The organism is Streptomyces sp. Je 1-369 (genome assembly GCF_026810505.1).
Classification (GTDB): Bacteria; Actinomycetota; Actinomycetes; order Streptomycetales; family Streptomycetaceae; genus Streptomyces.
Map to the genome: position 1 here is coordinate 5,886,182 of NZ_CP101750.1, position 22,481 is coordinate 5,908,662.

11 protein-coding genes and 1 pseudogene are annotated in these 22,481 nt (G+C 73.0%); 8 read left to right on the forward strand and 4 right to left on the reverse strand.

From position 1 onward, the window contains the following. Positions 1–25: 25 nt before the first annotated feature. The 5 genes and pseudogenes from NOO62_RS26890 to NOO62_RS26910 form a co-directional block, all read left to right on the forward strand. Positions 26–8,347: pseudogene (locus NOO62_RS26890) on the forward strand (HAD-IIIC family phosphatase); the annotation flags it as partial. Continuing rightward, positions 8,340–11,177, forward strand: a complete 2,838-nt coding sequence (locus NOO62_RS26895; RefSeq protein ID WP_268773413.1) for a thioester reductase domain-containing protein — start codon at positions 8,340–8,342, stop codon at positions 11,175–11,177. The pseudogene NOO62_RS26890 and the gene NOO62_RS26895, both read left to right, overlap by 8 nt. Continuing rightward, entirely contained in the window at positions 11,174–12,277 is a 1,104-nt protein-coding gene (locus NOO62_RS26900) for an alpha/beta fold hydrolase (protein WP_268773414.1), read from the forward strand. The genes NOO62_RS26895 and NOO62_RS26900 overlap by 4 nt, the downstream gene beginning before the upstream one ends. Beyond that, complete coding sequence (locus tag NOO62_RS26905; protein ID WP_268773415.1) at positions 12,261–13,700, forward strand: MFS transporter; 1,440 nt, start codon at positions 12,261–12,263, stop codon at positions 13,698–13,700. Before NOO62_RS26900 ends, NOO62_RS26905 begins: the two co-directional genes overlap by 17 nt. Positions 13,701–13,720: 20 nt before the next feature. Beyond that, complete coding sequence (locus tag NOO62_RS26910) at positions 13,721–14,653, forward strand: sigma-70 family RNA polymerase sigma factor (protein WP_268773416.1); 933 nt, start codon at positions 13,721–13,723, stop codon at positions 14,651–14,653. A gap of 12 nt (positions 14,654–14,665) precedes the next feature. Here NOO62_RS26910 and NOO62_RS26915 read toward each other — a convergent pair whose 3' ends face one another. Both NOO62_RS26915 and NOO62_RS26920 read right to left on the reverse strand, forming a co-directional pair. Beyond that, positions 14,666–16,711: an elongation factor G gene (locus NOO62_RS26915; protein WP_268773417.1), complete on the reverse strand. Its 2,046-nt coding sequence runs from the start codon at positions 16,709–16,711 to the stop codon at positions 14,666–14,668. 173 nt (positions 16,712–16,884) lie between these two features. Beyond that, positions 16,885–17,889 (reverse strand): CPBP family intramembrane glutamic endopeptidase, encoded by a 1,005-nt coding sequence (locus tag NOO62_RS26920; RefSeq protein WP_268773418.1) that lies wholly within the window; start codon positions 17,887–17,889, stop codon positions 16,885–16,887. A 119-nt stretch (positions 17,890–18,008) separates the two neighbouring features. On the opposite strand from NOO62_RS26920, the gene NOO62_RS26925 reads away from it, so the two are divergent. Together NOO62_RS26925 and NOO62_RS26930 are read left to right on the forward strand one after the other, a co-directional pair. Further along, entirely contained in the window at positions 18,009–20,132 is a 2,124-nt protein-coding gene (locus NOO62_RS26925) for a histidine kinase (RefSeq protein WP_268773419.1), read from the forward strand. 29 nt (positions 20,133–20,161) lie between these two features. Next, positions 20,162–20,836, forward strand: coding sequence for a response regulator (locus tag NOO62_RS26930; RefSeq protein ID WP_268775793.1), 675 nt, complete (start codon positions 20,162–20,164; stop codon positions 20,834–20,836). An 83-nt stretch (positions 20,837–20,919) separates the two neighbouring features. Here NOO62_RS26930 and sodN read toward each other — a convergent pair whose 3' ends face one another. Then, entirely contained in the window at positions 20,920–21,315 is a 396-nt protein-coding gene (gene sodN / locus NOO62_RS26935) for a superoxide dismutase, Ni (protein WP_055564736.1), read from the reverse strand. Between the two features lie 144 nt (positions 21,316–21,459). Here sodN and sodX point away from each other — a divergent pair, with 144 nt between their 5' ends. Beyond that, positions 21,460–21,894 carry a nickel-type superoxide dismutase maturation protease gene (gene sodX, locus NOO62_RS26940; RefSeq protein WP_268775794.1) on the forward strand — a complete coding sequence of 145 codons (435 nt, stop codon included), beginning with the start codon at positions 21,460–21,462 and terminating at the stop codon, positions 21,892–21,894. Here the strand turns inward: sodX and NOO62_RS26945 are convergent. Further along, entirely contained in the window at positions 21,777–22,427 is a 651-nt protein-coding gene (locus tag NOO62_RS26945; protein ID WP_268773420.1) for a CGNR zinc finger domain-containing protein, read from the reverse strand. The two genes, sodX and NOO62_RS26945, sit on opposite strands and share 118 nt — an antisense overlap. Between the last annotated feature and the right edge of the window lie 54 nt (positions 22,428–22,481).

The following is a 22,481-nucleotide window of genomic DNA, read 5'->3' on the forward strand; positions in this document are numbered from 1 at the left end:
GCAGAGCCTCGAGGACCGTCGCAGCGAGCCCGTGGCGATCGTCGGGATGAGCTGCCGGCTGCCCGGCGGAGTGTCCTCGCCGGACCACCTGTGGGACGTCGTCCTCAAGGGCGAGGACATGATCGGCAACTTCCCCGCCGACCGCGGCTGGGACATCGACGCCCTCTACGACCCGGAGCCCGGTAACCCCGGCAAGACCTACACCCGTTCCGGCGGCTTCCTGCACGACGCGGCGGACTTCGACCCGGCCTTCTTCGGCATCACGCCCCGCGAGGCCCACGGCATGGACCCGCAGCACCGCCTCATGCTGGAGGCGTCGTGGCAGGCCCTGGAGAGCGCGGGCATCAACCCGCAGACCCTCAAGGACACCGCCACCGGCGTCTTCGCCGGGTCCTTCCACCACGACTACGACCCCGGCGGCGGCAGCGTCGGCAGCCTCGTGTCCGGACGCGTCTCCTACGCGCTCGGGCTCCAGGGACCCGCCGTCACCGTCGACACCGCCTGCTCCTCGTCGCTGGTGGCCCTGCACCAGGCCGTGCAGTCGCTGCGCGACGGCGAGTGCACCCTCGCCCTCGCGGGCGGCGTGACCGTGCTGTCCACGCCCGGCGTCTTCATCGAGTTCTCCCGCCAGCGCGGCCTCGCCGCCGACGGCCGCTGCAAGTCCTACGCCACCGCCGCCGACGGCACCGGCTGGGGCGAGGGCGTGGCCGTACTGGCCCTGGAGCGCCTGTCCGACGCGGAACGCAACGGCCACCGGGTCCTCGCCGTCGTACGGGGCAGCGCGGTGAACCAGGACGGTGCGTCCAACGGCCAGACCGCACCCAACGGTCCCGCCCAGCAGCGCGTCATCGAGGACGCCCTCGCCTCCGCCCGGCTGACGACCGCGGACGTCGACGTCGTCGAGGGCCACGGCACGGGCACGACCCTCGGCGACCCGATCGAGGCGCAGGCGCTCCTGGCGACGTACGGCCAAGGGCGGCCCCTGGAACGGCCGTTGTGGCTCGGCTCGGTCAAGTCCAACATCGGGCACACGCAGGCCGCGGCGGGTGTCGCGGGCATCATCAAGATGGTGCAGGCGATGCGGCACGGCGTCATGCCGAGCACGCTGCACGTGGACGAGCCCTCCAGCCACGTCGACTGGACCGAGGGGCAGGTCAGGCTCCTCACGGAGAACCGCCCGTGGCCCGATGGCGACCGCCCGCGCCGGGCCGGGGTGTCGTCCTTCGGCTACAGCGGCACGAACGCACACGTCATCCTGGAAGCCGCCCCAGCGCTACAAGCATCGCCGCGCGTCGCCGAGTTGGACCCGTCCGGCGACGGGGCCCCGGTCCTGCCGTGGGTGCTGTCGGCGCGGAGCGAGGCGGCGCTCGCGGAGCAGGCGGAGAGGCTGCTGGCCCGGCTCGACGAGGGCGGGCTGCCGGGGCTGCGGGATGTGGGCCACACGCTGGCGGCGGGGCGCGCGGTGCTGGAGCACCGTGCGGTCGTGCTCGGCAGCGACATCGATGAACTCACGGCTGCACTCACCGAGTTGGCGGCGGGGCGTGAGGCTTCGGGTGTCGTCTCGGGGCGCGCCCGGACGAACAACGCCTCCGGTGGCGCGGTGTTTGTGTTCCCGGGGCAGGGTTCGCAGTGGGTCGGGATGGCTCGGGAGTTGTTGGAGTTCTCGCCGGTGTTCGCGGCGCGGATGGCCGAGTGTGGTGCGGCGCTTGAGCCGTTCGTGGATGGCTGGTCTTTGCTGGATGTGGTCCGGGAGGGCGATGAGGAGGTGCTGCGCCGGGTTGATGTGGTGCAGCCGGTGTTGTTTGCGGTGATGGTGTCGCTGGCGGAGTTGTGGCGTTCGCTGGGTGTGCGGCCTGCTGCTGTGGTGGGGCATTCGCAGGGCGAGATTGCTGCTGCGTGTGTCGCGGGGGCGTTGTCGTTGGGTGATGCGGCGCGTGTGGTTGCGTTGCGGTCGCGGGCGATTGTGCGGCTTGCGGGCAGGGGCGGGATGGTGTCTGTTCTGGCGCCTGAGTCGCAGGTTGTGGGGCGGTTGACTGCGGGCTTGCAGGTGGCTGTGGTCAATGGCCCGGAGCAGGTGGTGGTGTCGGGTTCGCCCGGTGAGCTGGATGCGTTCATGGCTGCGTGTGAGGCCGACGGTGTGCAGGTGCGGCGGATCGCCGTGGATTACGCCTCGCACTCGCCGCAGGTCGAGGATTTGCGGGATGAGCTGCTGGATGTGCTGGGGGCTATTGAGCCTCGCAGTGGTCAGGTTCCGCTGTTCTCGACCGTCACGGGTGATGTGATCGACACGGCGGTGATGGGTGCGGAGTACTGGTTCACGAATCTGCGGCAGACCGTTCGCTTCGATGCCGCCCTGCGGAATCTGCTGGAAGCCGGGCATCGCGTCTTCGTCGAGTCCAGCCCGCACCCCGTGGTCCTCGGCGCTGTCGTGCAGAACGCCGATCACCTCCGTACGAAGGGCGTGACCGCCGTCGGCACGCTCCGGCGCAACGAGGACGAGAAGGCCCAGCTGCTCCGCGGTCTGGCCGAGGTGTTCGTCGCGGGCGTCGACGTGGACTGGTCGCCGTGGCTGGTGGGCGGGGAACTCGTCGAGCTGCCGACGTACGCCTTCCAGCGCCGCCGGTACTGGCAGCCCGCCGCGGCCGCCTCCGCCGACGTCGGCTCCGCGGGCCTGGAAGCCGTACGGCACCCGCTGCTCGGCGCGTCCGTCCGGCTCGCCGACAGCGACGACGTCGTCCTCACCGGGCGCCTGTCCCGCGCCGCGCAGCCCTGGCTCGCGGACCACGCGGTCTTCGGCACGGTCATCCTGCCCGGCACCGCCTTCGTCGAGCTGGCCCTGCGCGCCGCCGACGAGGTGGGCTGCGACACGGTGCGGGACCTGACGCTGACCGCGCCGCTGCGGCTGCCCGAGCAGGGCGAGGTCGACGTCCAGGTGCAGATCGGCGGCGCGGAGGGCGCGGACGGCGCCGGGCGGCCCCTCGACATCTACGCCAGGCCCCGCAGGTCCGACGGCTCCGAGCCGTGGACCCGGCACGCGTCCGCCGTCCTGACAACCACCACTGCCTCGACGACCGGCGTTCCGGCCACCGGCGGTACAGCGCCCGGCACCGCCGACAACCCGCTGTACGGTGCCGCCTGGCCACCCGCGGGCGCCGAACGCCTGGACGCCGCCGCGCACTACGACACGATGGCGGACGCGGGCCTGGAGTACGGGCCCGCGTTCCAGGGCCTGTCCGACGTATGGCGGCTCGACGGCGAGATCCTCGCGCAGGTCGCCCTGCCGGGGCGGCAGGCGGAGGAGGCGCGGCGCTTCGGCGCGCACCCCGCCCTCCTCGACGCCGCACTGCAGGCCGCGGCCGTGGACGGCCTCGACGGCGCCACGCCGCTGCCGTTCTCCTTCGGGTCGGTCACCCTGCACGGCCGGGGCGCGGACGAGGTGCGCGTACGCATCGTGCCCACCGGCGACGACACGTTCACGGTGGAGGCGGCCGACCCGTCCGGTACGCCGGTCGCGCGCATCGACTCCCTCCTCGTACGCCCGGTGGCCGCAGGCGATCTCGCCGCCTCGGACGGCAGTACGCAGTCACTGCTGTCCCTCACGTGGGCGCCGTACGCGGTGGATGAGGCGGGGGTGACCTCGGCGGCGAAGACCTCGGCGGCGGACACCTCGGACGTCACGGTCCTCGACGTCACCGCCGCCGTCACCTCTCTCACCGCCGCCCCCGCCGCCGGTGAGACCGACGCCGCCCGCGCCCGGGCCGTCCTCCAGGACACCCTGGTCCGGATGCAGGAGTGGCTGGCGCGGGACCGGCCCGCGTCGGCCCGTCTGGTCGTCCTGACCCGGCACGCCGTACTCACCGGAGCCGAGGCGCCCGACGCCGCGCTCGACCTCGCCCAGGCCTCCGTCTGGGGCCTCGCCAGGGCCGCACGCGCGGAGAACCCGGGCCGCGTGATCCTGGTGGACACCGACACCGACACCGACACCGACACCGAGCCCAGCACCGACGGGCTCGGCCAGGACACTGTCACCGACGTACTGCGTTCCGGCGCCCCCGAAATAGCCCTCAGAAACGGCGAGTTGTACGTCCCGTCCCTCCGCGTCGAGGACGCCCGAACCACCCCCGGCACCACCCCCGCCACCGCCCTCGGCACGGGCACCGTCCTCATCACCGGCGGCACGAGCGGCCTCGGCGCGCAGGTCGCCCGGCACGCAGCGCGGCTCGGCGCCCGGCACCTCCTCCTGCTGTCCCGGCGCGGACCCGCGGGCGAAGGCGTGGCGGCCCTGAGCGACGAACTCACCGCCGCGGGAGCCCGGGTCACTGTCGTCGCCTGCGACGCCGCCGACCGCGAGCAGCTGGCCCGCGTCCTGCGCCACCTGCCGCAGGAGTACCCGCTGACCGCCGTCATCCACGCCGCGGGCATACTCCGTGACGCCGTCGTCGAGTCCATCGACACGGACGGCCTGCACGCGGTACTGCGGCCGAAGTCCGACGCCGTCTGGAACCTGCACACGCTGACCGAGGGCACGGAGCTCTCCGCCTTCGTCGTGTTCTCCTCGCTCGCCGGTGTCCTCGGCGGCGCGGGGCAGGGCGGTTACGCCGCAGCCAACGCGTTCCTCGACGCGCTGATGCAGCAGCGCCGACGCGCCGGACTGCCCGGACTCTCCCTGGCCTGGGGCCTGTGGGCCGAGGCCACCGGCATGACCGGACACCTCGGCGACGCCGACCTGGAGCGGATCAACCGGGGCGGCATCGCCGCGCTCACCACCGAACAGGGGCTCGCGCTCCTGGACGCGGCGCTCACCCGCGACGCGGACGACGCGCTGCTCCTGGCGGCCGCCCTCAACGAGCCCGTCCTGCGCACCACCGAACCCGCGCTGCTGCCCCCGCTCCTCGCGGGCCTCCACCCGCCGCGCCGCCGCCTCGCTGCGTCCCGCAAGGGACGCCCGGCGGACGCCGGAGGACGGCTCTCCCTCGACTCGCGGGACGCGGTCGTGGACCGGCTGCGGTACCGGTTCGCCGCGACGATGGGCTTCGGCACCGACGAACTCGACGCCGGCGCGGCCCTCGTCGGCCAGGGCCTCGACTCCGTGATGGCCATGCAGATCCGCAGCCTGATCGAGGCGGACTTCGGCCAGTCCCTGCCGATCGCCTCACTGTTCAACGGCGCCAGCGTGGACTCCATCGCCGACCAGCTGATGGAAGGGGCCGGGGGAGGGGCATCGTCGGACGGTGCCGACGCCGACGCGGACGCCGACGCCGAGGAAGAGGCCGAGATCGTCCACGACGTCGTACGCCACCCCGCCACCCGCGACGTCGTACGACTCCTCCGCGCCGAACAGCACGGCACGCCCGGCGTCACCCACCACATCGGACTCGCCGTGCGCCTCACCACGCCGACGACACCGGAGCGGCTCGCCGAGGTCGTCGCCTCGCTCGCCGCCCGGCACGCCGCGCTGCGCACCGCGATCGTCCAGGACGCGGACGGCGCCCAGCAGTTGGAGGTACGCCGCTCACTCGACGGCGACCTGGTGCGGTGGTCGGACGTCGCCGAGGACACCGACGTGGACGAGCGGCTGTGCGCGCTGATGGAGCCGCCGTTCGACCTGGCCACGGCACCGCTGTGGCGGTTCGAGCTGCTCGCGCGCCCGTCCGGCGAGCAGGTCCTCGTGTTCGGCGCGCACCACGCCGTGTCCGACCTGGCGTCGCTGATGCTCGTGGCGCACGGCCTGGGCGCCGGGCTCGCGGGGTCGGAGCCGCCCGCGGCGGTCACCAACCGCGACATCGACCTGCTGCTGAAGGCCCAGAGCGGGTCCGCCGCGCGGTCCGGGGCGCCGTCGGGGGCTGACGACTGGCGCGCGGACTTCGCGGGCGCCGGGCGCCTCGACCTCGAACTGGCCGCGCCGCGCCCCGCGCAGCGGTCGTACCGCTCGGCCATGCACCTCACGGACCTGCCGCGGGAGCTCCAGGAGCGGGTGGAGAGCCGGGCCAGGGGGCTCGGCATCACGCCCGCCGCGTTCTGGCTCGGCGCGCTGACCGCGCACCTCGCGCGGGTACGCGACCGGGACCGGTTCGTCCTGGCCGTCCCCGTGGACACCCGTATGCATGTGTCGGCGCTCGACGCCGTCGGCTACTTCGGGCTGCCCATCCCGTACGCCGCGCAGGTCGACGCCGAGGACACCGCCGAGGACGTCCTGCGGCGCACCGACAGTCGGCTCAGCCGGGTCCTTGAGCGTGGCGTCACGTTCTTCGACGCGATGTCCGCGCTGGTCCAGGAGGGCCTGTACCGCAAGGACGCGCCGCTCGTCGAGGTCTACTTCAACTACATGCCGCCGCAGGCCGGAGCGGCGGAGGGCCTGCACATCGTCCCGGCGGGCACCGGCTACTCCGACCTCGACCTGATGGTCACGGTGATGCCGGGCCTCGGGAAGGTCGGCCTGGAGTACAACGCGGACGTATTGGACGACGCGTCCTGCGCGTCGCTCGCCGAGGACTTCCTGCGCCTCGCCGAACAGTTCGCGACGGACGCGACGACACCGGCGAGGCGGGCCCCGGCCGCGACGCAGGCCCGGGCCACATCCACGCCGGAAGCCCCCCTCGCCCCCGCCCCCGAACTCGCGCCCGCCCCCGAACCCGCTCCCGCCCTCGAATCCGTGCCCACCCCCGAAGCAACTCCCGCACCCGCGCCCGCCCCCGAACCCGCTCCCGCCCCCACCCCCCAACTCGCCCTCGCCGCGACCTTCGCCCTCGGCAATCTCCCGGCCATGCTGTCGTTCGCCGTGCGGGACGCCGGGGTCGAGGGCGGACCGTTCGACGTGGTGGAGGCGCCGTACCACCAGGTCCTCGCGAGTCTGCACGACCCGGGCAGCGTGTTCGTCCAGGGTGCGACGGCCGTCGGGCTCGTCCTGCTGAGGGCGGGCGACCTCACCCGCTTCACGGACGACGCGAGCGGGCCGGAGCACGCGCTGCTCGACCAGCTCGCCGACGAGTACCCGGCCGCGCTGCGCTCCCTCGCCGAGCGCACCCGTAAGCCCCTCGTCGTCGCCTTCCTCCCCGAGAGCGCCGACGACGCACGCCTCCGCGACTGGGAGCAGCAGGTGACGCGGCGCCTCGCGGACGTCCCCGGCATCGCCGTCCTGTCCTCGGACACGTGGGCCGGTGACGACTACCCGGTGGCGGACGTGTTCGACGCCCACACCGACGCGATGGCCCACCTGCCGTTCCAGGACGAGTTCCAGGCACTGGTGGCGCTGCGCCTGGCCGACGTACTCCAGCAGGTACGCCGGCGGGCGCCCAAGGTGATCGTCGTCGACGGCGACGAGACGCTGTGGAGCGGCATCGCGGGCGAAGTCGGCCCGGAGAACGTCGACTTCAGCGGGGCCCGTGCGCTGCTCGCCGCTCGGCTGTTGCGGTGGCGGGAGGCGGGCGTGCTGCTCGCCATGGTCTCCAACAACGACGAGGAGACCGTGCACCGCATCCTCGACCGGCCCGACAGCCCGCTGCGCCGCGAACACTTCGCCGCGATCAGTGCCGCCTGGGAACCCAAGTGGACCCGGATCGTCAAGATCGCCGACGAGCTGCGGCTCGGCCTCGACAGTTTCCTCTTCCTCGACGACAACCCCGTCGAAATCGCCGGAGTCCGTGCCCAGTTGCCGGAAGTGCTCTGCCTGACCTGCCCGAGCGCCGACGAACTCGCCGAGTTCATCACCCGGCTGTGGCCGATGGTGCCGCGGGCCGCGACGGCGGAGGACTCCGCACGGGCCGACTTCTACCGGCAGGAGCAGGTGCGCGACGAGGCCAGGGCACAGCTCGGCTTCGCCGAGTTCCTGGAGAACCTCCGGCTCGAACTCGACATCGAGCCGGTGAACGAGGAGACCGCCGAGCGCACGGTCCAGCTCAGCAGGCGCACCAACCAGTTCAACCTGCGGCCCCGCCCCCTCGACGACGCCGAACTGGCGCGGCTGCGGGAGAGCGGGGAGGTGTGGACGGCGACCGCGCGGGACCGCTTCGGCGCGTACGGGCAGATCGGCGTCCTGGCCGTCACCGTCGACGGCGACGCGCTCGAAGTCGTCGCCTGGATGATGAGCTGCCGCGTGCTCGGCAGGGGCGTCGAGGACCGGCTGCTGCAGTGGCTCGCCGACCGGGCCGAAGCCCACGGCTGCACGACGGTGCGTCTGATCGCCGAGAACACGCCCCGCAACATTCCCGCCCGACGCCTCGTGTCCCGCCTCGGCGGCGGCGACGTCGACGCGCCCCGCCTGGAGGCGGCGGTGGGCCTCGCACACCTTCGGGAGTTCCGTTCCTGGGACCCCGCATCCGATCATGCAGCGGAGGACAGCAATGCCTGAGGCGGCCAGCGGCACGAGTCGCAACCGCAGTGTCAACCGGCGACCCGAGGAGGAGGCGATCGAGCGGCGGGGCCCCGGACGGAGCGCGGCGGCGGATCTCCTCGCGCACTTCCGGAAGCCGCCGACCGGACCTGCCGCGGGGCAGGGGCCCGCCGACGCCCGGCCCGCGAGTCCTGCGGAGCCCGCGCAGACGGCACCGACCGCACCGGCCCCCGAGCCCGCCGCCGGCCACCCCGCGCGGACCGTCGCCGAGGTCGCCGCCGACATCGCGGCCCGCGCCGCCCGCTTCCTGCCCGGCGGCGCGCCCGACTCCGAGACGGACCTGTTCGACGCCGGTCTGTCCTCCGTCGACGCTGTCGAGCTCGTCGCCCTGATGGCGCGGGAGCTCGACGTACAGCTGACGCTGGACGACGTCTTCGCCGACGCCCGCCCGCGCCGCCTGGCCCAACGCTGGGCCAAGTCCCTGGGCCTGCCCACGACGACATCCCCGGCGCCCGGGACCCCCACGCCCGGGACCCCAGCGCCCGAGTTCCCCACGACCGGGCTTCCCGCGCCTGCGGCCTCAGCGCCCGGGACCCCCACGCCCGGGACCCCAGCGCCCGAGTTCTCCACGGCCGGGCTTCCCGCGCCTGCGGCCCCAACGCCCGGGACCCCAGTGGCCGGGACCCCCGCGCCTGCGGCCTCAGCACCTGTGATGCCAGCGCCCGAGTTCCCCACGGCCGGGCTCCCCGCGTCTGCGGCCGCAGCGCCCGGGACCCCCGCGCCCGGGACCCCCGCACCCGCGGCCCCCACGCCCCCCAGGGCCACCGTCCCCACCCCCACGCCCCCCAGGGCCACCGTCCCCACCCCCACCCCCCACACCCCCACGGCCACCATCCCGACCGCCACTCCCACCCCCACCCCCTCCATAACCCCCGTAATAATCCGCACCCCCACCCACCCCACCCACCCCGACGCCCACGAAGACCTGGAGGTGATCCTTGAGGACCTTGCCCTCGCCGACCGGCTGCCGTTCAGTCGGCAGGCCGAGGCCGTCGCGCCGCGTCGCATTCTGTTGACCGGGGCCACCGGCTACCTCGGCAGTCACCTGCTCCTCGATCTGCTGCGGCAGGGCGACGCCCACGTCGTGTGTCTCGTACGCGCCACCGACGACGCCGCCGCGGAACGCCGTCTCGCCGACGCGCTCGCCGGGTTCGACCAGCCGTGGACCGCCGAGGTGCGGCGCCGGGTCACCGTTCTCGCGGCCGACCTCAGGCAGCCGTTGCTCGGGCTCGCGCGGGACGTGTGGGAGGGGCTCGCCCAGGACCTCGACTCGATCGTCAACGTCGCCGCCGCCGTCGACTTCCTGCGCGGCTACCCCTCCCTGCGCCAGACCAACGTGCTGGGCCCGCTGGCCCTCGCCGAGCTGGCGATGACGGGGCGGGCCAAGCCGCTGCACCACATTTCCTCGGTCGCCGTCTTCAACGAGGTCGGCATCGAGAAGATGGGCGAGGACGACCCGGTCGCCCACATCGACCGGCTCTTCGCCGGTTACGACAAGTCGAAGTGGGCCGCGGAGGCGGTCCTGCGGCGCGCCCGTGAGCACGGTCTGACCGTCACGTTCCTGCGGCCCGGCGCGATCGGCGGGCACACCCGTACCGGCGTGTACAACCCGCATGACCTCAGCACCGGGCTGATCGGCGCGTTCTCCCGGTACCGGACCGTACCGGCCTTCAAGTTCATGAACCTCGCGCCGGTCGACTGGATCAGCAGGGTGACGGCCGCCGTGGTCTTCGACCCCGCCGCGTGGGGCCAGAACTACAACGTCACCGGCCGCGCCGAGACCCTGCCGCAGCTGGTGAAGGACATGAAGCTGGCCGGGATGAACGTCCGCGTGGCCAACTGGCGGGAGTGGCGGGACGACCTGATCGAGCGGCACGCCGCCGACCCCGTGCCCGAGCTGGACTTCCTGATCCGCATCCTGCGCAGCCCCACCGCCATGAAGCTCTTCGAGGCGCTGATGTTCGGCCCGGAGGCGGGCTCGGAGCGCACCGACCGCTTCGTCGCGCGGCACAAGCTGCCGGAGGCCGAACGGTATGGATCTCAGGCGCAGTTGAAGGCGTTCGAGCGGATGGCGAAGGACGGCGTCGCCCGGCTTCCCAGCCGCGAGGACCCGCCCTACCTGCAGTTCCGTGAGCGGACCAAGGGCCGGATCGGTCCCGTCGGCGGGGAGCGGGACTCCAGGTGCAGGATGGCGCTGACCCTTTCGATCGCCAGCATGTACCAGGTCGTACGCCACCGGAAGATCGACGTCCGCGGTGAGGTGTTCTGCGAGCGGCTGCACGCGGAGCCGCTGACCGTGGAGGCGGGCGAGATCTGGGTCCGCCCGGACGAGGGCGTGCCGTTGCAGCACGGCAGCGACCACCCGCTGCTGCGCTACCGGCTCGTCCTGGTGGACCGCGACGGCGGACGCTGGTGGCTCGAGGGCTGGAAGACGGCCCGCGCGAGCCGCGACTTCTGGAAGCAGACCCGCACCATCGACGTCACCATCGGCCGCGAGAACGAACCGGCGAGCCTCGCCGGTGTCGTCAAGGTCCCGGCCAAGAGCTACGTGCCCGACCAGATCGACGGCATCGAGGTCGACCCGCGCCTCACCTCGCAGGAGCGGCGCCTCGCCAAACTCGCCTGGCTCTCCTGGTTCTTCGTGCAGGTCGGCATGGGCCTCGCCGAGCCGTCCCTGCGTGCCGTCGCCGAACTCCTGGACCTGCGCAAGGACGCCATCGACCGGGACCAGGACAAGCTGCAACGCAAGATCAGGAAGCTGATGATCAAAAGGGAGCAGACCCGATGACGCCGCTGAGGCCCCTCCACCACGCATTCGGCGCCCGCGTCGAGGACATCCCCTTCACCGCCTCCGACGGCACCCGGCTCGGCCTCACCCGCGTCGCCCCCGAGGACGGCTCCACCGACCGCCCGGTCGTCCTGATCCTGCACGGACTGACCGCGTCGGCCGACATGTTCACGCTGCCCGAGACCCGCAACCTCGTCGACGTCCTGCTCGACGCGGGCTACGAACCGTGGCTGCTCGACTGGCGGGGCAGCTGCCGCCTGCCGTACAACGAGGGCCGGGTCCGCTACACCTTCGACGACGTCGCGCTGTACGACATTCCCGAGGCCGTTTCGCTGATCAAGGAACGTATCGGCGGGCGTGAACTCCTCGTCGTGGCGCACTGCATCGGCGCGATGTGCCTGTCCCTGAGCATGGCCGCGGGACTCGTGCCCGGTCTGTCCGGCGTCGTCGCCCAGGGCGTGTTCCTCACCCCGAAGATGTCCTGGAAGACGCGGGCCCGTCTGCACTTCGGCGGGGAGCTGCTGCGCTCCCGCTTCGTCAACATCCCCACCGACTTCAAGAAGGTCGGCATGTGGTCCAAGCACTCGCTGATCTTCGCCGAGGTGTCGCTGGGAGCCGAGTGCAAGGACCCCAACTGCCAGATCCTGCACAACGACTCGTGGGGGGTCGGCGGATCGCTCTTCGAGCACGACAACCTTCACGAGGTCACCCACGACCGCCTCGCCGACCTGTACGGCACGGTGCCGATGTGGATACTGCCGCACCTGCGCAGCATCGAACTGGCGCACACGATGATGCGGTACAACGACGGCGACGGCCGCTACGACGCACTGCCGAAGAACGCCCTCGACGAGGCGGGCTCCTTCGACACCCCGCTCATGCTGCTCTCCGGCAGCGACAACCGCTTCTGGTACGACTCGAACGAGATCTGCCACGACGTGTTGAAGCGCCGCCATCCCGAGCTGGACGTCCGGTACGTGGAGGTGCCCGGCTACGGTCACCTCGACGCGTTCATCGGCCGCAACGCCGCGCTCGACGTGTTCGGCCACATCGTCGACTTCCTCGACGAGTGCCGGGTCTCCGATGACGTCCGCGCCTGACCGGCCGGGCGCTCCGGCGCCCGGCACGCGCCTGCTCATGCCCGTCATCCTGCTCGCCATCTTCACGGTCCCGCTGTCGGTGTCCGGCACCGCCGTGTCCCTCGGCGACATCTCCGACGACCTGGGCAGCTCGTCGGTGGGCGAGCAGTGGGTCCTCAACGGCTACAACCTGACGTTCGCCTGCTCGACCCTCGTCTGGGGCTCGGTGGCCGACATCATCGGGCGCTGGCAGGCGCTGCTCTTCGGGCTGCTCACGTTCGGCGCGGGCTCCGCGCTCAGCCTCTTCGCGGGCAACTACTGGGTCCTGGACGGGGCCCGGCTGGTGGCGGGGGCGGGGGCCGGGGCGGTCTTCTCGGTGGGGTCGGCCGTCGTGTCGTCGAACTTCGAGGGCGAACGGCGCACCCGCGCCTTCGCCCTCCTCGGGTCGGTCGCGGGCCTCTCGCTCGCGTTCGGCCCGTCCCTGTGCGGGCTGCTCACCCAGCTCTCCGGCTGGCGCCTCGTCTACGGCTTCCAGCTCGCCTGTCTGGTCGTCGCCTGCGCGGGCATGCCGCTGATCCGCCGTGCCGCCGCCCACGAGAAGCGGCGCGCGGCCCGCATCGACTGGCCGGGCGCCGCGCTCTTCTGCACGGCGACCACCGTCACGCTCGGCGGCCTCGCCCTCGGCTCGGCGACGGGCTGGGCGTCGCCGCCCTTCCTGCTCTGCACGGCCGTCGGCATCGGCTGCTACGGCCTGTTCGCGTGGCGCGAGTCCACCGCACCCAACCCGCTCCTGAGCCTGCGCACCCTGCGCAGCAGGCGCTTCTCCGGCATCACGCTGGTGGTCGCGGTGGCGTCGTTCACCTTCACCAACGCGGTCGCCTATCTGCCGGTGTTCTTCCAGGGCGCGTACGACGCTTCGGCGGGCGCCAGCGGCGCGTACCTGATGTTCCTGACGCTGCCCGTCCTGGTCGCCCCGCTGATCGCCGCCCGCCTGACCGCCCGCGGCACACCCGCCCACACCATCTTCACGTGGAGCATCGGTCTGCTGGTCGCAGGACTCGTGCTCGCGGGCGCGACCGCCGCTCCCGGGCTCGTCTGGATGGCGCTGCCGATGGTCGTCGTCGGCATCGGGTTCGGGCTGCAGGCGGGGCTCGTCGACGGCGAGGCGCTCGCGCACGTACCGGCCGACGAGGCGGGCATGGGGGCGGGCTGGATCAACACGGTCCGGCTCGGCAGCGAGGCCATCGCGGTGTCGCTCTTCGGCTCGCTGTTCGCCAGCTTCGCGGGCGACGCCGACGACGCGTCGCGCAGCGGCTTCGCCGCCATCACGATCGGCTCCACGCTCTGCGCGGCGGTGCTCGGCGTCGTCTCGGTCCTCCTCATGCGACGCCCGGGACCGACGGCCCCCGCCGACGAGCCCAGGGCGGCGGACCGCGTCGCCTGACCCTCCTGTTCAATTGAAGGATGAACGAGAACGGATCGGCTCAAGTCGCCCTCGCCGCGCGGTTCGAGGAGCACAGGCCCCGCCTGAACGCGGTGGCGTACCGCATGCTCGGCTCGCTGAGCGAGTCCGAGGACGCGGTGCAGGAGGCGTGGTTCCGGCTGAGCCGCACCGAAGCGGGGCCGGACGCGGGGGAGGTGCGCAACCTCGGCGGCTGGCTGACCACCGTCGTCGGCCGCATCTGCCTCGACCTGCTGCGCACCCGGCAGTCCCGGCGCGAGGACTCCCTCGACGCGTCCGTGCAGGGCCACGGCGAGACGCACGTCCCGGACCCGGTCGTGACCCGCGCCGACCTCGCCGACCCCGAACAGGAAGTGCTGCTCGCCGACTCGGTGGGCCTCGCGCTCCTCGTCGTACTGGAGACGCTGGCGCCCGCCGAGCGCCTCGCGTTCGTGCTGCACGACATGTTCGCCGTGCCCTTCGACGACATCGCGCCCATCGTGGAGCGTTCGGCGGCCACGACCCGGCAGCTGGCCAGCCGGGCCCGCCGCCGCGTGCAGGGTTCGACGCCCGCGGCGGAGACCGACGTCGCCAAGCAGCGCGAGGTCGTCGAGGCGTGGATGGCCGCCACGCGCGCAGGCGACTTCGACGCGCTCCTCGAACTCCTCGACCCGGACGTCGTGTTGCGCGCCGACACCGGCGAACTGTCCTCCGGCCTCTCCAAGGTGGTGCGGGGTGCCGCGGCGGTGGCCGGGCAGGCCGCGATGTTCGCGCGGGTCGCCGCGGACCAGCAACTGGTGTTCATCAACGGCATGCCGGGCCTGGTCGCCCTCCCGGGCGGCGTGCCGGTCTCGCTCGGCGCGCTCACGGTCGTGGACGGCCGCATCGTGGAGATCGACATCATCGCGGACCGCGAGCGGCTGGAGTTCCTGACGCGCCCGCTGCGGGAGGCCTGAGCCTCCGCGGGGTCACCGGGCGGCGGGGGCGGTGGCGGCGCCCTCCCGTCCGCTGCCCCCGGTCCGGCGCACCACGCGCAGCAGATAGTCCTTGCGGTGGAGCGGATCATGATCGGTCCGCTCACGCGTCGGGACCGTGCCGCCGCGCACGGCCCGGTAGTGGTCGAAGGCGGACTCCAACTCGCCCTCGCCACGCGTGAGTCCGGGCAGCAGCTGCTCCAGCGCGTGCACCCGCTGCGCGGGGATGTCCCCCTCCAGCCGGTACGGCGCCCCGGCCCCGCCCGTCGTCTGCGTGTGCGGGACGGCGCGCAGCCGGGCGAGGACGGGCAGGACCGCGCCGACCGTGTCGGCCGGCACGTCGAGCCGGAAGCGGTGCATCGGCTCGTGCACCGCCGTGCCCGCCGCCCGCAGCGCGTCCATCAGGACCAGCGGTGTCAGGTTCCGGAAGTCCCCCGCGGTGCTCGACATGCTCTTGTCGAACGTGCCGTGGGCGTGGCTCTGCCGGGGCCAGTAGCCGGAGTGCGTCATCGTCACCGTGCAGTCGGGGACGCGCCAGCCGTGAATGCCCTGCTGAAGCGTCTCCCTGACCGTCTCCTCGACGGCACGGAAGAACGCGTACGGCATGGACCCGAGCTCGACCCCCAGCCGGAACTCCACCCCCGCCCCGACCGGCGCGGGCGCCACCCGCAGCCCGACCGTGGCAAGGAACGGATTGGGGTCCGTGTCGATGATCTCGTACGCCGCACCGGTGCCGACGACCCGCTCCACACAGATCGTCGTGGTCTCACGGAACGCCACGTCGAGCCCGTACTCCTCGGCGAGCGTCGCCTGGATGACCTCCTTCTGCACCTCTCCGTAGAGCGAGACGGAGACCTCCTGACGGACGTCGTCCTGCCGCAGGTCGATCAGCGGGTCCTGCTCGGCGAGCTGGCCGAGCGCGAGGTGCAGGGCGCCGCGGTCGGTGTCCCGCAGCGGGGTGACGACGGTCTCCAGGGTGGGCGGCGCGAAATGCCGCGCACCGGCTCGGGCCCCTTCTCGCGGTACGCCGATGACATCCCCGATCCGTACGTCCCCGAGCCCCCGCACCTTGCCGATCTGCCCCGCGCGGACCTCGGCGCGCTGAACGTCGGCGCCCTGCTCGAAGACGCTGACGCCGGTGACCTTGCCTTCCCGGAGGCGGTCGCGGACGCGGACGGTGCCCGAGAACACGCGTACGTAGGCGATCTTCTCCCCGGCGGCACCGCGCTCGACCTTGAACACGCTGCCGGAGACGGGGCCGTCGGCGTCCCCGCGCGGAGCGGGCAGCAACTCCGCGATGCCACGCATCAGTTCGGGCACCCCCACGCCGGTGGCCGCGGAGCCGAAGAACACCGGGTGCACGAGGGCGCGCCGGGTCTGCCGGGCGAGCTCGGCGCGGAGCCGGTCGTACGGGAGGGACGCCGGGGCGTCGACGTATGTGGCGAGGACCGCGTCGTCGTGCTCGGCGAGCAGCTCGGTGAGCCGTGCGGTGAAGGCCCCGTCCTCGCCGGTGAACGGGGCGAAGCGCGCGTCGCGCGTGCCGACGCCGGGAACGGACCCCATCGCGACGACATCGGGGGTCAGACGCTCGGCGATGTGCCGCAGCACCCCGTCGTACCGGGCGCCGCCGCGGTCGGTCTTGTTGACGAAGACCAGCGTGGGGATGCGGAGCCGCCGCAGCGTCCGCAGCAGGACGCGGGTCTGCGCCTGGACGCCCTCCACGGCGGAGACCACGAGCACGGCCCCGTCGAGCACGCTGAGCACGCGCTCCACCTCGGCGATGAAGTCCGGGTGGCCGGGGGTGTCGATCAGGTTGACGGCCGTACCGTCGATGGCGAAGGAGACGACGGCGGACTTGATGGTGATGCCGCGCTTCCGCTCCAGGGCGAGCGAATCGGTCTGTGTGTTCCCGTCGTCGACGCGGCCGACCTCGTCGATGACACCGGCGGCATGCAGGAGCCGCTCGGTCAGGCTGGTCTTACCGGCGTCGATGTGGGCGAGGATGCCCAGGTTCAGGGTGTGCGGAAGGAGTGATTGCACGTACGTCCATGTCCTTTGGGGGAGTGGGAATTCCATTCGCGTGGGACATGCACGAACGCCGCATTTCCTTCTCCTCCATGGACGACGCCGACCTTCCGCCGACGGGCCCTAGTCCAACAACAGCCGCCACTCACCTGCAACCGATTAACTCCGCGCCAGTGCGTGGGCGGTGATCAGCGTGGACCCCAGACGGGCCCGGCAGGGACGGGGGCCGGTGTCGGGGAGGGGGCGAGGACGGGCATCGGCTCGGCGACCGTCTCCACCCCGCGGCGGTTCGCCAGACGCAGGACGAGTGTCGCGTACCCGCAGAGCATCACCACGTCGACGCCCACCGCCATCCACCCCATGTCCGCCGCCGTCTCCTCGGAGGCGAGCGCACCGGCGATCGCCGCGGAGACGCCCATCGCCAGCAGGTTGTTGACCACGTGCAGCCCGATCGCCGCCTCCAGGCCACCCGTACGTACCGTCAGCACCCCCGCCACCAGACCGAACACCACGAGGTCCGCGAAGCCCCACGGCGTGCCCCAGCCGTGCGCCGCCGCGAACAGCAGCGCCTGCGGCACGAGCGCCACCCACGGCGTACGCCACCACGCCCCGACCGCCTGCACGAGCCAGCCCCGGAACACGTACTCCTCCGCCGACGCCTGGAACGGCACCAGCACGCACACCACCGCGAGGCCGAGCAGGAAGTCCGGCCACCCGGCCCACTCGGTACCGCCACCGGTGCCGTCCGCGCCACCGCCCGCGGACTCGGGCAGCAGCAGCATGACGCCCAGCGACGCGACGACCAACGGCAGCGCGACCGTGAGGCACCGCCCCAGCCAGTCCCACCGGAGCCCGCCCGTCACCGACGAGAGCGTGCCCGCCGGACGTCGCTGCGCCCAGCGCGCGGCGAGGAACACGACCGGCGTGAGCACGGCGAGCGAGAGCAGCGCGCTGCCCGTCTCCGCGATGCCGCCCCAGACGTGAAAGCCGTCCTTGTCGACGGGCCGGTTCAGGACCGCGCCCACGATCTCGCCGACCAGCAGCACCGCCATCGCCGCGACGACCGCACCGGCAAGGACCAGACCGGTCCCGGCCAGGGGCCGCCACCACTGGTGGCGGCCGGTGGCGTGGGCGAGGCGGTGGTAGGGGAGCGGCGGAGGAAGCGGAGCATCGGGAAAAGGCGTCGCGGTCATGAACACAAGCATTCCCGCGGCGACAGCCCGACGCGTCCGCCGCCCGCACGATCACGCACTCCAACCAGGGATAGAGAGCGCCAAGGAGAACGCACCCCCTCCGTATCATCGAGCCCGATATGGAGCGAATACGTAACTGGCTGCTGCCCGTCCTGCTGGCGGTCCTGCAACTGGCCTACTGGCCGGGCCGCGCCCTGCGCGAGGACGCCGCGGTGGCCGGTGCGGTCCAGGTGGCGGCGGCGGTCGTCGCCGCGGCCGCGCTCCCCGCGGCGCTCGCCGTACGCCGCGGGCGCCCCGTCGGCGCGGCGCTCACGGTCGAGGCCGTCCTGTTCGCCTGCCTGCCGCTCCCGGCGGACGCGACGCTCGTGCACGCGCTGGGTGTGCTGGTCGCGTTGTACTCCGTCGCCGTGCGGAGCCCCGGGCGGACGGTGGCCGTGGTCGGCCCCGTCCTCGCGCTCTGCGAAGCGGTCCGGTCGTGGCTGGTGCTCGACTCGGCGGGCGAGGCCGCGGGCGAGGCCGCGATCAACTGCGTGCTCTTCCTGACCGTCGCGGGCCTCGGCCGCAGCCGCCGCCGCTGGCTCGCCGGGCGGCGGACCGCCGCGCGGGACCTGGCGCGGGCCGAGTCCGAGCGGGCCCGGGCCGCCCTCACCGAACGCGAGCGGCTCGCCCGAGAACTCCACGACGTGAGCGCCCACCACCTCACGTCGGTGGTCGTCACGGCGGACGCCGCGCTGCGGCTGGGCGACCGCAAGCCCGAACTGAAGGCGGAGGCGCTCGACTTCGCGGCGGACACGGGCCGCGAGACGGCGGCGGCGCTGCACCGTCTGGTCGCCCTGATGCGGACGTCGGCGGCGGACGAGGAGAGCCCCCTCGGCGAACGCGTCACGGAACTCTCCGCCGGCTTCACCCGCCTGGGCCTGCGCCCCGCCGTACGGGTGGACCCGGAGGCGACCCCCCTGACGGGCCCGACGGCGGAGGCCGCCTTCGCCATCATCCGCGAGGCCCTCACGAACGCCCTGCGCTACGCCCCGGGTTCGACGGTACGCATCCACATCCTGTCCAAGACCGCCGACGGCACGGTGGACGTCACGGTGGAGGACGACGGGGCGGCGGACGGCGTGCCTGCCGGGCGGCAGCGGCTCGGGGGCGGGCGGGGCACCCTCGGGATGCGGGAGCGTGCCACCGCGCTCGACGGCACGTTCGCGGCGGGACCGCGCCCGGACGGCGCCGGGTGGAGGGTCCGCGCCCACCTGCCGGGCACGAGCCCCCTCCACCAACAGACCGCCCCCCACAGCTCCTGGCCCACCGCGCAGCAGCGCTCTTGGCCCACCGCGCCCCACAGCCCCCGGCGGCCCCAGGAGGCCGCACAACACTCCGGCCCCCTGCACCACCTGGCCATGCGCCACCGTGTCCTGCGCGGCCTCGACCTCTCCGATGGGGCCGTTGCCCTTACCGCCGCCGCGCTGCCCGTCTTCGCGGTCGTCGTTGAGGAGCCTGCTGCCGCTGCCCTGGCCTGCGTTCCCGCCGTCGCGCACGCGCTGCCGCTGCTGTGGCGGCGCCGCGCGCCCTGGGCGGTGCTCTGCGCCGTCCTCGCCATGGCCTGGCTCGCGCCGCTCGGCCTCGCGTTCGGGGTGCTCTCGCCCGACGTGGCCCTGTGCCTTGTGGTGGCGGGGGCCGTCGCGGAGTGCGTCGCCGTGTACGCCGTCGGCGCGTTCGCGGGACCGGCGCGGGTCACCTGGCCCGTCATGGCCGTGGCGGCGGCCGGCCTGTGCCTGTCCTGCCTCGCCCTCGCGGCGGCCGACGGCATGACGGAGCTGGAAGAGGACGGCGGTGGCGTCGGGCTCCTGCTGTTCCTCGGTGCCGTCGTCGGCACCTTGTTCCTGCCGCCGATGGCCGCGCTCTGGGGCTTCGGCGCAGCCGTACGGACCCGGCGCGAACGTGTCAGGGCCTGGGAGGACCACGCGCTGACGGCCACGGTGTGGTCGGCGGTCGCCGAGGCGCACGAGGAGCGGCGCCGCATCGCCGTGGAGTTGCGCGGCCAAGTCCTGCGGCACGCCGACGCGGTGGTCGCGCGGGCCGAGGCGGGTGACCTGAGCGGCGTCGCGGCGGAGGCGCGGGCAGGCCTGTCGGCGATGCGCGACCTGCTGGCCGCGCTGAGAGAGGTGACGGTCCCCGGCGGTGCGGCAGTCGAGGGTGCCGTCACGATGGAGTCGAAGACACCCCCTCAAGGAGCTCTCCTGTGACCGACCCCAGCCCTGCCCCCATCCGGGTGATGGTCGTCGACGACCAGGCCGTCGTCCGGGCCGGATTCGCCGCGATCGTCGACGCGGAACCGGACCTCCAGGTGGTGGCCGAGGCGGCGGACGGAGCCCACGCCGTGCAGCTCGCGGCCGAGCTCGCCCCGGACGTCGTCCTCATGGACATCCGCATGCCCGGCATGGACGGACTCACGGCGACCCGTCTGCTCACGACCGCGCCCGTCACGAAGGCCCCGCGCGTCCTCGTCCTGACCACCTTCGACCAGGACTCCTACGTCCACGATGCCCTGCGCGCGGGCGCCTCCGGGTTCCTCCTCAAGGACGCGCTGCCCGAGGAACTCCTCACGGGCATCCGCATCGTGGCCTCCGGCGAGGCGATGCTCGCGCCCACGGTCACGCGCCGCCTCATCGACGCCTTCGCCGGCACGGCCCCGTCCCCGACGGCCGCCCCGGACCCCGAACTCCTGGAGTCCCTCACGCCCCGCGAGCGCGAGGTCCTGACCCTGGTGGCCGCGGGCCACACGAACGCGGAGATCGCCGACGCGCTCGGCGTCACCACGGGCACGGTGAAGTCCCACGTCAACGCGGTCCTCGGCAAACTGGGCCTGCGCGACCGCGTCCAGGCCACGATCCTCGCGTACGACCTGGGCCTGGCCCGACCACGGACCGCACAAGCGCGACGTCGATGAACGCCGACAGCACCCGGCTCCGCGCGGATGCCGGGTGCTGTCAGTGAACGTGGAAGCGACGCGAAACGAAGCGACGCCGCGCGTCAGGCCTTCTTCGTCTCCCAGAAGATCTTGTCGATCTGGGCGATGTAGTCGAGCGCCTTCTGGCCCGTGGCCGGGTCGGTCGAACCCTTGGCGGCCGAGAGGGCCTTCAGGGTGTCGTTGACCAGCTGGTGCAGCTCCGGGTACTTCTCGAAGTGCGGGGGCTTGAAGTAGTCGCTCCACAGCACCGAGACGTGGTGCTTGGCGAGCTCGGCACGCTGCTCCTTGATGACCACGGCGCGCGCCTGGAAGTGCGCGTCGTCGTTGGCGGCCATCTTCTCCTGCACGGCCTTCACCGACTCCGCCTCGATGCGGGCCTGGGCCGGGTCGTACACGCCGCAGGGCAGGTCGCAGTGCGCGCTGACCTTCACCTTGGGGGCAAACAGGCGGGTAAGCATGTTGCTGTCCTCCTCGTGATCGTCTTCTCAGGTGGGACATTACTCCGTGAGAGACGGGTTTTCGCGGGGGCCCCCATGGGCTTAGGACAAAAGTCCAGGGTCAGACTGGGACTGGTGGAGGATAGGACCGGGGAGGTGCCGGTGATGCCGGAGCTGTCGCAGGAGAGCGAGCGCGGGAGGGCCCTCGTGCCGTGGGGCGCCGCGGAGGTGACGGGCCCTTCGATGGTGCCGACGCTGCACCACGGGGACCGGCTGCTCGTGCAGTGGGGCGCGCGGGTGCGTCCGGGTGACGTGGTGGTCCTGTGTCACCCCTTCCAGCAGGACCTCCTGGTGGTCAAGCGGGCCAAGGAGCGGCGCGGGGGCGGCTGGTGGGTGCTCGGCGACAACGCGTTCGCGGGCGGTGACAGCACGGACTACGGAGTCGTTCCCGAGGAACTCGTCCTCGGGAAGGTCCGGTTCCGCTACCGTCCGCCGGCGCCGGGCCGCCGCTCGCCGTTCGCGCTGGCGCGCTGGGCGCTGGGCGCGGTGCGCCCCGTACTCGCGGAACGTTCCGTCTCCAGGCGCTTGCGGGCGCGGTAGGCGGCGACGTTGGCGCGGGTCGCGCAGCGGTCCGAGCAGTAGCGCCGGGAGCGGTTCGTCGACGTGTCGAGGTAGGCGTTGCGGCACGGCGCCGCCTCGCACAGGCCCAGGCGGTCCACGCCGTGCTCGGTGAGGTGGAAGGCGAGGCCCATCGCGGCGATCGCGGCGTACCCGGCCGTCGCGTTGGAGGGGTGGTCCGCCAGGTGCAGGTGCCAGAGCGGGCGGTCGTCGTCGTCCCGGTGGTCGTGGCCGGAGATCTGCGGGCTGACGGGGAACTCCAGGAGCAGCGAGTTCAGCAGGTCGACCGCGAGGGTCTCGTCGCCGCCGTCGGCCGCCTCGAAGACGGCCCGGAGCCTGGCCCGCACGGAGCGGAAGCGCGTGACGTCGGAGTCCGTGGCGCGGCGGGCCATCTGCGTGCTCGGTCCGAACAGCTCCCTGATCGCCTCGACGGACGTCAGCGCGTCCTTGTTGCGGCCCGGCTCCTCGCTGTTGACCAGGCGTACGGCGTAGTCCGAGTAATAGGCCAGTTCCACTTGTAGTCCTTACGAGGGCGGGCTAGGGTCATCTCGTCGGCCGGTAATGACCGA